Below are 13,847 nucleotides of genomic sequence, written 5' to 3'. Positions count from 1 at the left end.
CCTTGGTTTTGTCCGACAAAAAACAGCGCGCAGTTATTTAAATATTAAATAGCGCTAACGCCGCGCAAGTTGAGCGGCGCTGTTAATTAATGGATCCACTATATTGCCAGGGTGTCATTGGCAACATTAAACAGCCATTACTTGCATTAATAACTGCGCTTGCCCCCTATTACCGGGACATACTCCACCCTGTCTCGCGTAGTACTGCCAGCAATGTATCGCCACTCAGGCCAGGCACCCGGACACCGTCATCAGTGACCATGTCCTCGCCGGCCAGGATCGCATTGACAATCGCCTCTTCCACCGCCTCTGCCGCCGCGCTGAACAGCGGCGAAATGTGGTCGTTGTTGACCATCTGCAGCGTGCTGCTGAACGGCAGGCCTTTGCGCCCGTAATCCGCCGCTGGCAAATCCCGGTTACCCGTGGAAAACGCCAGGAACAGGTCACCGCTGGAATCCTCGGTGCCGCCGCCGGTACGCGCAATGCCGATGGATGCGCGCTGCGCCAGTCGCTGGCATTGGTGCGGCAACAGCGGCGCGTCGGTGGCCAGGATCACCACGATCGAGCCCATGCCCGGTGTGCCTTGCTGGGCAAACGGCGAGGAAATCTCCATTAGCTGGCGCCCCACCGGGTAGCCATCTACCCGCAGTTCCTGGCGTTTGCCATGGTTGGCCTGCACCAGCACGCCGACGGTCCAACCGCCCTGCTCCGCCGACAAACGTCGCGAGGCCGTGCCGATGCCGCCCTTGAATTCATGGCAGATCATTCCGGTGCCGCCGCCAACTGCACCTTCCTGCACTGGGCCGGTTTCGGCGTTGTCCACGGCTTCACGCACGTGCTCAGGGCCGACGTGCTGGCCCCAGATATCGTTGAGCAAGCCGTCATAGGTTTCCATTACTACCGGCATGCACCAGTACACCGCCGGGTCTGCCAGGCGCTCGCGCTCCAGGGCAATCAGGCTGTCGCGCACAATGCCAATGCTGTGGGTGTTGGTGATGGCCAGCGGCGTGGTCAACAGCCCCGCTTCGCTGATCCACTCAAGGCCAGTGGCATCACCATTGCCATTGAGCACGTGGTACCCGGCAAAGCACGGTTGCTGCCGTGCCTCCCCGGCGCGCGGCTGAATCACGCTGACGCCGGTACGCACGTGCTTGCCGTCGATACGCGTGTTGAGCGTGCTGTGGCCGACCCGAACCCCGGGCACATCGGTGATCGCGTTCCACTCACCGGGCGTGCCCAGCCCCAACGTGATGCCCAATTGACGTGCGCGCATAACCACTCCTTACAATTTCTGGAAGACCGGACTCGACCGGCCACTGATGCAATACAGAATCACCGACAGCGCCAGCAAGCCGATGATGATCATGATGTCGCGGATCGAGGCTGCCGCCACCAGGGTGACCAACAGATAGCCCGCACCCAGCACCGCGAGCAACGCCGGCAGCGGCCACAGCGGCATGCGATAGGGATGCTCGCGATCACGCAGCAGCACGCGGCTCGTCAACGCACTCAACGCCACCACCAGGTACACCAGCATGATCAGCAACACGCTGAAGGAGGTCAGGTCGGCCAGGTTGGAGCTGAAACTCAGCAGCGCCGACGGGATCGCCAGGAACAGCGTAGCCAACCAGGGCGAATCCCAGCGTGGGTGAATGCGCGTAAAGAGCTTGTTGATGCCTGGCGTCCACAGCGCATCGCGCCCGCTGCTAAACACCACGCGGCCGATCTGGATCACGATGGCGACAATCGCGTTGAACACCGACAGGAAGATCCCGGCGCTGACCAGGCGCGACAAGGTTTCATTGCCATGGCTGGTCAACAGGTAGCCGATGGGGTCTGGGCTGCTGATCATCTCACTGAGCGACGGCGCACCGATCAACAGTGCAGTGATTGGCACCAACTCGATGATCACCACCAGCCCCAGGGACCACAGCACCGCCTTGTGCACGCCCTTGCCGCCGCACTTCATGTCCTCGGCCAACAACACCGCCGGGCCGTAACCGTTGTAGGAAAACAGGCCGATGCCCACCGCGCCAATCACCAGGGCCCAGGGCGCCATGTGCAACACGCCGTTTTCGACGATTTGCGGCTGGAACAGCACGCTGGCCGGCTGTACGGGGTTACCGAAGCCAATCACCACGATCACCAGCAACGCCGCGATTTCCAACAGCAGGCAGGTGCCGGTGATCCAGGCATTCAGCTTGATATTGAGGATGCCCAGCGCGTAACTGCACACCACGATCACCAGGGCGACGGTTTGGGAATCGAACGTCGTACCCAGAGCGTTATTCAGGTAAGTCGCCGCGCCCGTGGCGAGCACCGGCGGGATAAACAGCAACATCACCAGCACGGTCAAGAACGTCGCATAGCCCGCCATGCCACCGAACACACGCTTGGCGTACACATATTCACCTCCAGCACTGTTGTGGGCGCGGCCCAGTTCGGCGTAGCAAAAGGCGAACATCAGCGCGAGCAACCCGGCCATCACAAACGCCAGGAACACGCCACTGCCGGCTTGCTGGATGGCAAAGGGCGCGATCACAAACACGGAACTGGCCGGGGTCACCGCAGATACGGTGATGGCGACCACATCGAAGACACTCAAGGTGGGTTTCAACACGCCGTCGGGCGCGGGGGAAGTGCTCATATCGTTATCCTCTGTCGTTGTTCTTGGTGTGAGGCAGAAACGAAAAATGATGTTTTTTCGGGATATCTTTCCCGTTGAATGATCACGAACATAAACATTGCGCTTATGTCAGCCAATTCCCCTATTGGCGTACTCCCCTTGACGACACCCGGCAAAAGCCGAACCCTTGGCCGATCTTTTGCTGGTGGGAGCCATTGATATGAGCCTGTTCCGGGAAGTCGGCATGCACGCAGGCCTGGGCCGCACTGTCGCGCACATCGGCACCGAACGCTTTTGGAAACAACTGGTGCTGTTGTTGCACCAGTGCCTGCCCTTCGATAACGCCCTGGCGATCTTCTATCCGCTGGATGGCGCACCCCAGGCCCTGGAGGAATACGACGCCCAGCCCAGCAGCAAACCGGCGTCGATGCTGGTGTACCTCAATGGTTTGTATCTGCTCGACCCGTTTTTCCAGGCCTGTCGCGAGGGGTATGCCAGCGGCGTGTACCGCCTGGAGGAAGTGGCGCCGGATCATTTTCGCCAGAGCGAATACTTCCTCAATTACTTCCACGACAACGTGCTGGAAGACGAGGTGCAGTTCATCCTGCAATTGCCGGGCGCGGGGACGTTATCGCTGTCGCTGGGCATGCAGCGGCCCTTCAGTTTTGAGGAAACCGGGCTGATGACGACAGTAGCGGCGTGGGTATTGCCGTTGATGCAACAGCACTGGCAACAAAGCAACCGGCGGGCGCCGGCGATGGACAGCCAGATCAAGGATGCATTGAGCCAATTTGGCTGCGGCGTGCTGTCAGACCGCGAACTGGAAATCGCCCGCCTGGTGCTGCGCGGGTTTTCCTCCAAGGCCATGGCCGAACGCCTGAAGATATCGCCGGACACGGTGAAGGTGCACCGTCGGCATTTGTACGCCAAGCTGGATATCTCGTCACAACCGGAGCTGTTTTCGTTGTTTATCCAGTCGTTGGGGCATGATTTGGAAAACCCTTAGCTGTCAGTGAGATCGGCGGTGCGGCCGACGCAGCCTCGCTTGCGCTCGACAGCTGCTACGACTACGGCCGAGCCCCGTAGCAGCTGTCGAGCGCAAGCGAGGCTGCGTGAGGCCATCACAGCCACCAAACATCCCAAAGCGGATAATCATGAACGCGTTTCACCAATCCCGCGCGAATCGGATTACACACCACGTAACGCGCAAAGTCTTTCAAGTCTTCCTCACGCCGAACGCCACGATCATGATAGCCCTTCTGCCATAGCCGACCTTTGCGGCCTAAGGCACGGTTAACCGTCAAACTGCTGCGCGATTTAATTCGGCACATGAGTTCCGACAACGTCTTGTCCTGAAGCTGAACAAGCCAATGAATATGGTCTGGCATCACTACAAATGCCAACGAATCCACCCACTCATCTTCATGTGCCTCGCGCAGTTGCCGTACCACTAGGCGCCCCAACCACCAATCATCGAAGATGGGCTCTCGCCGGTCCACCACGGCTGTCAGCAGGTACACGCCACCCTCCGCTGAAGCTCTGCCTAGGCGCAAACGTCCAGACCTGTTTGATATGAGCATTCCTTGCTCCCTGTTCAATCAAAGGAGTCAAGGAAGCTACAGGCAAAAACGACTTAACAGCGAACCCAAGGCGCGACCAAATATTACCAATCAGCGCCCGGTACGAATGGTGTTCCACACCCGCGTACGCACCCGGTCGATATTCAACGGCATCGCCTCCAGCGCAAACAACTTGCCCATCATGTCCGGGCTCGGGTACACCTTGGTATCCGCCTTGATCGCCGGGTCTACCAGGCTGTCTGCCGCGCTGTTGCCATTGGCGTAATGCACATAGTTGGTGATGCTGGCCATCACTTCCGGGCGCAGCAGGTAGTTCATGAACGCGTAACCGGCTTTTTCGTTCGGGGCATCGGCGGGCATGGCGACCATGTCGAACCAGATCGCGGCGCCTTCCTTTGGAATGTTGTAGCCGATATTCACGCCGTTCTTGGCTTCCTTGGCACGGCTTTCCGCCTGCAGGATGTCGCCGGAGAAGCCGACCGCCACGCAGATATCGCCGTTGGCCAGGTCGGCGGTGTATTTCGAGGAGTGGAAGTACGCCACATAAGGTCGCACTTTCATCAGCAGCGCTTCAGCCTTCTTGTAGTCTTCGGCTTTCTTGCTGTGGTGCGGCAAGCCCAAGTAATTGAGCGCGGCCGGCAACAGCTCCGGGCCGTTATCCAGAATCGCCACCCCGCATTTCTGCAGCTTGGCCATGTTTTCCGGCTTGAAGATCAAGTCCCAGGAATCGACCGGCGCGTTGTCGCCCAGCACGGCCTTGACCTTGTCGATGTTGTAGCCAATACCGGTGCTGCCCCATAGGTAAGGAAAGCCATGGGCGTTGCCCGGGTCGTTGTTTTCCACAGCCTTGAGCAACACCGGGTTAAGGTTTTTCCAGTTGGGCAACTGACTCTTGTCGAGCTTCTTCAACGCGCCGCCCTGGATCTGCCGGGCCATGAAGTGGTTGGACGGGAACACCACGTCGTAGCCGGATTTACCGGTCATCAACTTGCCGTCGAGGGTTTCGTTGCTGTCGTACACGTCGTAAGTGAAACCGATGCCGGTTTCTTTCTGGAAGTTCTTGGTGGTGTCCGGCGCGATGTAGTCCGACCAGTTGTAGATTTTCACCGTCTCGGCGGCCTGGCTGATAGAGGCCACCAACATCAAGGGCAACAGGGCAATGGCTTTCATGGTTCGATTTCCTGGCGGTTTTAGGGCTGTTGTTATGGCAGGCGATCAAGGATCAAAGCGTTACAGGATCAATACATAGGTCTTGCGCACGGTTTTCTGGATATCCCAGATGCCCGTGCTGTTGGCCGGCAACATCAGTGCATCACCAGCTTGTATGTGGACGATTTCACCGTTATCAGGGGTGAAGGTGCAGCGGCCCTGGATGAAGTGGTAAAACTCCTGGGATTTGATCTGTCGACGCCACACGCCTGGGGTGCATTCCCAGATGCCGGTTTCGACGCCATCGCTGCGCTCAACGCTCAGGGTCGAGGCCACGGCGATGGGCTCGCCCAAGGGCACGGCCACCGGTGACGAGTCCGGCAAGTGGGCGTTCAGCGTGTCTTTGAATTGAGTGATGCTCATGGGTTTTCCCGTGTGAGTGAAACGACTTAGTGCATGAAACCTTCCATGAACCCGGCCACGCCGGTGGCCAGCTTGCGGCGCCAAGGGGCGGTATTGGGGTTGGCCAGCACCTGGTCTTCATGGACGAAACTGCGAATGATCGCGTTATAACCCAACCAGCGGCAGGGCTCGGGCTCCCAGGGCTTGAGCGCATCCAGGCCGCGTTCGCGGATCACCCAGGGTTGGTGGACTAACGGAGTGTCCCGGCCCAGGATCAGGTCGGCCAACGTGCGGCCACCCAGGTTGGTAGCGCCGACGCCCTCCCCGCCATAACCGCCAGACAGCGCGATGCCGGTCTTGGGGTCACAGAGCATGTGCGGACGGAAGTTGCGCGACATACCCAGGTTGCCGCCCCAGGAATGGGTAATCCTTACGTTCTTGAGCTGTGGGAAAAGCTCACCGAACAGATAGCGACGCAGCTCCACTTCGCTGTCGGTCAAATCAAAGTCATGCCGCAGTTTGCCGGCGAATTGATAACCGCCCCGCGCGCCGAACACCAAGCGGTTATCCGCCGTGCGCTGTCCGTAGGTGACTTGGCGGCTGCTTTCGCCAAAGGCTTGGCCATGGCGCAGGCCGATTTCGTCCCAGGTACTGGCCGGCAACGGTTCAGTGGCGACGATCAGGCTTTGCACCGGCAATTGGTAACGGCCCAGTGGCGGCAAGGTCGTGGCATAACCTTCTACCGCTGGCACCACCCAGGCCGCCCGAACAGCCGCCTTGGCGGTGCGCAGGCTGCCGGACTGCCAGTGAGTGACCGGGCTGTTTTCGTAGATCGTCACGCCCATGCTTTCAACCACCCGCGCCAGGCCGCGCACCAGCTTCGCGGGGTTGATGGTCGCGACGTGAGGTGCATAGATACCGCCATAGGGCTTGGCGATGCGGATTTGCTCGGCCAGTTGTTGCGGGCTGAGCCAGCGGTAGTCGGCTTCGGTCAGGCCCTGGGCGTGAAGTTTGTCCAGGTAACGGCGCAGGCTGCCTTCCTGCTCGGGGTAACGCGCAGCGCAGTACAGGGCGCCGCCCTTGCGGTAGTCGCAGTCGATACCTTCACGCGCCAGCACCTGGGCCACTTCATCCGGGATGGCGTGTAACAGGTCAAAGGAGGCACGGCGCTGTTCGGGATCGAGGCCGGCCAACAAACGGTCTTCACCCAGCAGGTTGCCCATCAGCCAACCGCCATTGCGACCGGAGGCGCCGAACCCAGCGGTTTGCGCCTCGATGATAGCGATGTTCAGCTCGGGCGCCTGGCGTTTCAGGTAATACGCGGTCCACAGCCCGGTGTAACCGGCGCCGATAATGGCCACGTTGACGTCCAGGTCATGCGCCAGCGCCGGCCGCGCTTGCAGCGGGTCGTCCAACTGGTCCATCCATAAGCTGATAGTGCGCCATGCCGGCATGCCAGGTTCCCCTACCTCGTTTCGATAGGGTGGATCCTAGAGCGCGCTGTCAGGGGCTGTCTTGCGCGCGTGCACGCAGGGAAATTTGTTTGACGTAGGCTTTGGGCGACTGGCCCGTGTGCTGGCGGAACGCGCTGTAGAACGCCGACAGTGAGTTGAAACCGGCGGCAAATGCCAGGTCGTCGACCTTGATCGGCGGTACGGCCTTATCCAGCGCGGCCAGCAAATGCTGGAGCCTGGCCTGGTTGACGTAGCGGTAGAAGCTCTGCCCCAGCACTTGGTTCAGCAGGTAGGAAATCTGATTGCGGCTGTAGCCACACTCCTTGGCAACCCGTTGCAGGTCCAGCTCCGGGTCCAGGTAGGGTTGCTTGCGCTCAAAATAGTGCTGCAGGTCATTGGCCATGTGCCCCAATTGCTGCGGCGACAGGCCCAGACGGCTGACCGACGGCCGCGCGGCTTGGGCCGGCTGCTCATGCACCAGGGACGCGTACTCGTTAACCCGCCAGATCAATCCATCCCGTACGGTGATGGCCTCGCTGGTGCGAAACGACACCAGCCCCTGGCCGCCACGCAGGGTGATGCGGTACTGGATGAACGCGGTGTCACCCTCGGCGCGAATGCGGTCGGTATGCTCAATCGCCTCGTCAGCCTCGCGGGGCATGCTGGCTTGCAGGTATTCGCGTAATTCAGCGAAACCGACGACACGGTTCTGGAAAAAATCGTGGTACTGGATGTCCGGGTGGTAGTAGGACATCACGCCCTCCAGATCCCGATGGCGCCAACACAGGTGGTGGCGCGTCACCAGTTCACGTGTGACCTGGGATTGCTGGGTGTCATCGTCAGCAGCGATGTCAGGCATGGCAGGCTCGGCGGCGGGTAAACCGTGGAGAGTGCCGAATTTCGCTGGGGCCTTCAATGGTCAATTGGAACTTCTGACTAGTGGCCTTTCGCCTACTTTCAAGCAGGACATGACCCACATCAACCGAATGGAAAACAACTGCCGAACGGGACCAAAAAAGTCACCTTGCGATTGCGAACGAATGCTATTTTTAGTGCTTCGACGCCATGACCAGTGAAGGTCCTGGCCCCCCTGCCACGAGCTAAAGGAAGCGCTCAATGAACAAGGTGGGCAATATGAACAAAGTGACGTTCCCCAACGCCTGCCAGCTGATGCGCTGGCATTTTCATCCGATGGGCTTTGAGGGCAGCATGGACGCGCCCGGCAGCATGATCGTCCGCCTGTTCGACCGCGCCAGCGGCGAGACGCTGATTGCCATCGCCGGAATCCCTTGTGCAACGGTGATGAATGCGGCGGATGTGGAGCGGATTATTGAAGCGGTGGAGGATGAGCTGGAGTCGTTTGTGCCGCCGCAGTCATTGCGGGCCTGACCCACCTCTATCGGACATTGAATTACCCATGTGGGAGCGAGCAAGCCCGCTCCCACATTTAGTCCGGTGTGTCTCAGCTGCGTTGATCGTCAAAAAACGCTTTCTTGCCATCCACCCGCTCCGATGCCTTCGGCATATTCACCGCCTGTGCTTCGGGCTTTTCCACATACCAATAGCAGTGGCTCACCGCCCGGGTAATGCCCACGTAGGCCAAGCGCAGCACCTCGTCTTTTTGCGCATTGTCATAGGGCTCGCTATCACCGTCCTTACCCAGACCCGCCATGCGGTACACCTGGTTCTTGTAAGGCGAGCTCGTGACATGCTGGCAATCCCCAAGCAGAAATACCGCATCAGCCTGCAAGCCTTTGGCGCTGTGATAGGTCAGTTGCTTTAACCTGCGCATCGGCGGCGGCAAGCTAGAATCCACATTAATTACAGACTGAATATGCTCTTGAATCAACAGCTTATCGCTACTTTTTCGATACAGCATCAACACTGACTCACCCTTCTGGTAGTGCTCCAGCAACAGCCGCCCCAATGCCGCGTCGTCCCGTTCCAGCACCTTGACCGGCACCAACGCCTTGGGCGCGCCACTGGCCTTGGCCTTCTTGCCGGGGATCGCCGGCGCGGCGCGCACAATATGCTCGGCCGCGTCGATGATGTGTTGATGACTGCGGTAGTTCTCGCCCAGCATCACGCAGGTGGTGGCCGGTGAAGGGAATTCGTTGTTGAACGCCATAAAGTATTTTGGCGAACTCCCGCGCCAACCGTAGATTGACTGCCAATCGTCCCCCACGCACAGCAGCGATGAACGCTGGGCGCCACGCCCGACGTGCATGGCCGGGCCACGGCTGCGGATCTCGCGCAGGCTGGCGCGGATCCACGAGACAATTTGCGGCGAAACGTCCTGGAACTCATCGATCATCAAATGCGACAAGGGCCGCAACAGCGTGTCGCTGAGCAGCTTGAGGTTTTCCGGCGTATTTTCGCCAAACAGCGAGAACATGCGGTTGTAGGTCATGATCGGTGGCGACTGGTCCAGCAGGTGATCTTCCAGGGCTTTCCAGAAGATGCTCAGGGCTTCGAAGAAAAAGCGGTCCGGGTCATCCTTGGCGAAGCTCATCTTCCCAACCGCTGTCGGTACGTCCAGGCCAAGGTTCTCGATAAACCCGGCAGCCATCACGAAACAGTCCAGCAACGGCGCCGAAGCCAATTCACCTTTAACCTTGTAATCAAAACCTGGCCCGGCCGTGGCATCACCGGCCAAGCTGCTTAAAAGACGCCTTGATGATTCATAACTATCAATCCATATCAAAGGCTTACGGCAGAAAGCTTGAAAAAGGGTGCGCTTTACGGCCCATTCTGCGCGTAGCGACAGCTTTGCGTTGGGCCGGCTGATCTGGGCGTTTTCCCGTGAATCAAAGCCCAGCACCACCCAGGCGTCCAGCGCGCGGATATAGCCATGGCAGTGAAATTGCGCACCGTTGATTTCCACGGTCTGGCGATTGGGCTCAATGCCTTTGATCGGCCAGGCGCCCGCACGGAACCACAGGTCCTCGATCGCATCGCAGAGTTCTTCATCGCGCTTGGCCGCCAACTCGGTCACGGCCATGCGTTTTTGCACATCCGGATGGTCCCGCTCCAACGCTTTGAGTTGCAGCCCGTGGCGCGCGAGCGGCGCAATCAGCTCACGAAAACGCGCGTGCTGCCCGTGCAGGCGGTGATAGCAGGCATTCATCTGCTGGCGCTGGGCTTCGTTGATACGCAGGTCGAATGGGTTGCTGTCAGCGTCTTCGACGCCCGAGTTCAGGTTCTCGAACGCCTGCAGGCGCTCGAAGCCCGGCAGGCTGCGCACCATTGGCAGGATGCGCGAGTGAAAAGTGCGCACCACGGCCTGAGCTTCTTTCATACCAAGGGGTTGGCCCCACAGGCTAAGAATTTCCATGAGCTTGTTGATGAAGTCTTTGCGTGACTCGCGGGTGAAGGTCACCACCGTCATTGAGCTCAGCTCAAAGCCCAGGTAATGGGTGAGCAGCAAAATACGCAGTACCAAGGAGGTGGATTTGCCGGCACCGGCACCGGCAATCACCGAGGTAGACGGTGTATCGCTGAAAATCATCTTCCATTGCGCGGCGCTGGGCTGGGCGTGAGCAGGCAGCAATCGTGCAACATCCGCTTTGATGCGCTTTTTCAACTCGGCGGTGAGCGGCAGGCGCCAGTCATCAAACAGACTGTCATCAACTCCCGGCGCACGGTGCTCGTCCGGGCGGAAGTCGCGAATCAGCAGCACTTGCCGACCTTCCTCAAGGCCGTCAGCCTTGCCCTCGCGATAGCCATATTCCACACCCGCTTCATGCCCGCTGCGAAAACCGTCGGCCTGACCGTGCAGCCATGAAAACCGGTGCTGGGCGCGCAGGCGAGTCAGACCATGGCCAAACAGGCGCGCGGCCAGGCGCTTCAACCAAGGCATTTCAGCCAGAGGGCGCAGTTCGGGGGGCAAATCAGGCGGTTGTTGCGACACGCGGACTCCTGCGGTGAACAAGGTGTTTACATAGGGCCCCATGGTCGCCGGAATCGACGTTCAGTTCCAGCCAATTGCTTTGCAGTCATGCAGTTAGGCGATGAACTGAAAGTCAAAACGCCACTAACCAATCAAGTAAATAGATAGGAATCAGGCATTTTTTACGCTTTTTATCGATCATGGGCTGCAGGATCATAAGCGCATCCACAGGAGACGATCATGCTTGAACTTCGACCTTTTACTTCCTTGGGCGGCGCCCACCACGGCTGGCTTGACGCTCATCACCACTTTTCATTTGCCGAGTACCACGACCCCAACCGCATGCACTGGGGCAACCTGCGCGTTTGGAACGACGACATCATCGCGCCGGGGACCGGGTTCCCGCAGCACCCGCACCGCGATATGGAAATCATCACCTATGTGCGTGAAGGTGCGATCAGCCATGCCGACAACCTCGGCAACAAAGGCCGCACCGAAGCGGGAGATGTACAGGTCATGAGTGCAGGCACCGGGATCGCTCACAGCGAGTACAACCTGGAAGATACGCCGACCCAGATTTTCCAGATCTGGATTATCCCGAATGAAGCCGGATTGCCGCCTTCCTGGGGAGCCAAGCCGTTTCCGAAAGATGATCGCGAAGGATTTGTAACACTGGCCAGTGGCAAGGCAGGCGATAGCGAAAGCCTGCGGATCCGGGCGGATGCGCGGCTGGTTGCGGCAAATCTGAAGGCTGGGGAAAGTGCTGAGTACCGGCTGGACAGCGGTCGACGGGCTTATCTGGTGCCTGCGACCGGCGTGATTGAAGTCAATGGCTTGCGTGCGCAAGCTCGAGACGGCATTGCGGTAGAGGATGAGCAGGTGTTGCGGGTGACTGCGATTGAAGACAGCGAAATTGTCTTGGTCGACCTGGCCTGACGCTGTCCCAATAGCGGGCTTGCTCGCGAATGCGGAGTGTCAGTCGCCAATGTGCTGACTGATCTACCGCATTCGCGAGCAAGCCCGCTCCCACACTGGTTTTGGGGTGTTACTGAGAAATGGCGCCGTCTACCAACACCTGCGCTTCTTCCACCAATTGCTTGAGGTGATCTTCGCCAATAAAGCTCTCGGCGTAGATCTTGTAAATGTCCTCAGTACCCGATGGCCGTGCAGCAAACCAGCCGTTTTCGGTCATCACCTTCAAGCCGCCGATCGCCTGGTTGTTACCCGGTGCGTGGCTAAGGATCTGCTGGATGCTTTCCCCGGCCAATTCAGTGGACGTCACTTGGTCCGGTGACAGCTTGCCGAGCAAGGCTTTCTGCGCCGGCGTGGCCTTGGCATCCACGCGAATCGCAAATGGCTCGCCCAGGGCGTCGGTCAGGCCGCGGTAGATCTGGCTTGGGTCCTGGCCTTTGCGCGAGGTCATCTCCGCTGCCAGCAGCGCCGGGATCAAACCGTCTTTGTCAGTGCTCCATACGCTGCCATCCTTGCGCAGGAACGAGGCGCCGGCGCTTTCTTCGCCGCCAAAGCCCAACGAACCGTCGAACAGTCCATCGGCAAACCACTTGAAGCCGACCGGCACTTCGTACAGGCGACGGCCAATACGTCCAGCCACGCGATCAATCAGGCCGCTGCTGACTACGGTCTTGCCCACGGCGGCGTCAGCGCGCCAGTCAGGACGGTTCTGGAACAGGTAATCGATGGACACTGCCAGGTAATTGTTCGGTGCCAACAGGCCACCGGACGGCGTGACGATGCCGTGGCGGTCGTGGTCCGGGTCGCAGGCGAAGGCCACGTCAAAGCGATCCTTGAGACCGATCAGGCCCTGCATCGCGTAGCTGGAGGACGGGTCCATGCGGATCTGACCGTCCCAGTCAACGCTCATGAAGCGGAACGTCGAGTCGACTTCCGTGTTCACCACGTCCAGGTTCAGGCGGTAGTGCTCGGCAATCGCCGACCAGTAGCGCACCCCTGCTCCGCCCAGCGGGTCCACACCCAGGCGCAGATCGACGCTGCGGATGGCGTCCATGTCGATCACATTGACCAGGTCAGCCACATAGCTGTTGAGGTAATCATGGCGATGGGTGGTGTCGGCCTTGAGCGCCTGTGCATGGGTGATGCGCTTGACCCCGGCCAGTTTGTTGGCCAACAGTTCATTGGCCTTGGCTTCGATCCACTTGGTGACGTGCGTATCTGCCGGGCCGCCGTTGGGTGGGTTGTACTTATAGCCGCCACTCTGCGGCGGGTTGTGCGACGGCGTGATGACAATGCCGTCGGCCAGGCCGCTGGTGCGGCCACGGTTGTAGCAGATGATCGCGTGGGAAATTGCCGGGGTCGGCGTGTACTCATCGCCTTCGGCCAGCATCACGTGCACGCCATTGGCAGCCAGCACTTCCAGCGCGCTGGCACCGGCGGGCGTGGACAGCGCGTGGGTGTCGAGGCCGACAAACAGTGGACCGTTGATGCCCTGGGCTTCACGATACAGGCAGATGGCTTGGCTGATGGCGAGCACATGCCATTCGTTGAAGCTCAATTCGAATGAGCTGCCCCGGTGCCCGGAGGTACCAAAAGCCACACGTTGGGTGGAGATTGCTGCATCAGGCTGGCCGGTGTAATAGGCCGTGACCAGTCGCGGGATATCCACCAGCAACTGGGCTGGCGCCGGCTTGCCCGCAAAAGGACTGATTGTCATGCATAAACCTCGGAAAGAAGAATTTGGAAAAAATGGCAGTTTACTGAGAGTTGGACTG

Annotated in this window: 12 protein-coding genes; 3 read left to right on the top strand and 9 right to left on the bottom strand. The window is 59.5% G+C overall.

All coding sequences use genetic code 11. The annotated features are described in order from the left end of the window. Nucleotides 1-169 precede the first annotated feature (169 nt). Both AB4O35_RS20090 and AB4O35_RS20085 read right to left on the bottom strand, forming a co-directional pair. Entirely contained in the window at nucleotides 170-1,273 is a 1,104-nt protein-coding gene (locus tag AB4O35_RS20090; RefSeq protein ID WP_065873144.1) for a DmpA family aminopeptidase, read from the bottom strand. 9 nt (nucleotides 1,274-1,282) lie between these two features. Beyond that, the gene (locus AB4O35_RS20085) at nucleotides 1,283-2,647 is read right to left on the bottom strand and encodes an APC family permease (protein WP_065873145.1); all 1,365 of its coding nucleotides are present in this window, start codon (nucleotides 2,645-2,647) and stop codon (nucleotides 1,283-1,285) included. A gap of 199 nt (nucleotides 2,648-2,846) precedes the next feature. Here AB4O35_RS20085 and AB4O35_RS20080 point away from each other — a divergent pair, with 199 nt between their 5' ends. Beyond that, the gene (locus AB4O35_RS20080) at nucleotides 2,847-3,632 is read left to right on the top strand and encodes a helix-turn-helix transcriptional regulator (RefSeq protein ID WP_065873146.1); all 786 of its coding nucleotides are present in this window, start codon (nucleotides 2,847-2,849) and stop codon (nucleotides 3,630-3,632) included. Nucleotides 3,633-3,747: 115 nt separating this feature from the next. On the opposite strand, the gene AB4O35_RS20075 is transcribed toward AB4O35_RS20080, so the two are convergent. The 5 genes from AB4O35_RS20075 to AB4O35_RS20055 all read right to left on the bottom strand — a co-directional run bounded on the left by AB4O35_RS20075 (nucleotide 3,748) and on the right by AB4O35_RS20055 (nucleotide 8,070). After that, on the bottom strand, nucleotides 3,748-4,206 hold the full coding sequence (locus AB4O35_RS20075; RefSeq protein WP_065873147.1) for an REP-associated tyrosine transposase: 459 nt from the start codon (nucleotides 4,204-4,206) through the stop codon (nucleotides 3,748-3,750). Nucleotides 4,207-4,296: 90 nt separating this feature from the next. Next, complete coding sequence (locus tag AB4O35_RS20070; protein ID WP_065873148.1) at nucleotides 4,297-5,376, bottom strand: polyamine ABC transporter substrate-binding protein; 1,080 nt, start codon at nucleotides 5,374-5,376, stop codon at nucleotides 4,297-4,299. Between the two features lie 60 nt (nucleotides 5,377-5,436). Then, nucleotides 5,437-5,778, bottom strand: coding sequence for a cupin domain-containing protein (locus AB4O35_RS20065; RefSeq protein WP_065945982.1), 342 nt, complete (start codon nucleotides 5,776-5,778; stop codon nucleotides 5,437-5,439). A 26-nt stretch (nucleotides 5,779-5,804) separates the two neighbouring features. Further along, the gene (locus tag AB4O35_RS20060; protein ID WP_065880482.1) at nucleotides 5,805-7,211 is read right to left on the bottom strand and encodes an NAD(P)/FAD-dependent oxidoreductase; all 1,407 of its coding nucleotides are present in this window, start codon (nucleotides 7,209-7,211) and stop codon (nucleotides 5,805-5,807) included. Nucleotides 7,212-7,260: 49 nt separating this feature from the next. Then, the gene (locus tag AB4O35_RS20055) at nucleotides 7,261-8,070 is read right to left on the bottom strand and encodes a helix-turn-helix transcriptional regulator (RefSeq protein WP_065873151.1); all 810 of its coding nucleotides are present in this window, start codon (nucleotides 8,068-8,070) and stop codon (nucleotides 7,261-7,263) included. Nucleotides 8,071-8,327: 257 nt separating this feature from the next. On the opposite strand from AB4O35_RS20055, the gene AB4O35_RS20050 reads away from it, so the two are divergent. Beyond that, on the top strand, nucleotides 8,328-8,600 hold the full coding sequence (locus AB4O35_RS20050) for a DUF1652 domain-containing protein (RefSeq protein WP_049708382.1): 273 nt from the start codon (nucleotides 8,328-8,330) through the stop codon (nucleotides 8,598-8,600). Nucleotides 8,601-8,673: 73 nt separating this feature from the next. Here AB4O35_RS20050 and AB4O35_RS20045 read toward each other — a convergent pair whose 3' ends face one another. Further along, nucleotides 8,674-11,121, bottom strand: a complete 2,448-nt coding sequence (locus AB4O35_RS20045; RefSeq protein WP_065945983.1) for a UvrD-helicase domain-containing protein — start codon at nucleotides 11,119-11,121, stop codon at nucleotides 8,674-8,676. Nucleotides 11,122-11,340: 219 nt separating this feature from the next. Between AB4O35_RS20045 and AB4O35_RS20040 the strand changes: the two genes are divergently transcribed. Beyond that, nucleotides 11,341-12,036 carry a pirin family protein gene (locus tag AB4O35_RS20040; protein ID WP_065945984.1) on the top strand — a complete coding sequence of 232 codons (696 nt, stop codon included), beginning with the start codon at nucleotides 11,341-11,343 and terminating at the stop codon, nucleotides 12,034-12,036. A 109-nt stretch (nucleotides 12,037-12,145) separates the two neighbouring features. On the opposite strand, the gene pgm is transcribed toward AB4O35_RS20040, so the two are convergent. Continuing rightward, nucleotides 12,146-13,789, bottom strand: a complete 1,644-nt coding sequence (gene pgm, locus AB4O35_RS20035) for a phosphoglucomutase (alpha-D-glucose-1,6-bisphosphate-dependent) (protein WP_065880479.1) — start codon at nucleotides 13,787-13,789, stop codon at nucleotides 12,146-12,148. Nucleotides 13,790-13,847 lie beyond the last annotated feature (58 nt).

Source organism: Pseudomonas sp. H1_A03 (assembly GCF_054685145.1).
The sequence above is the reverse complement of the archived record's forward strand: the minus strand, read 5'-3'. Positions and strand labels throughout refer to the sequence as shown.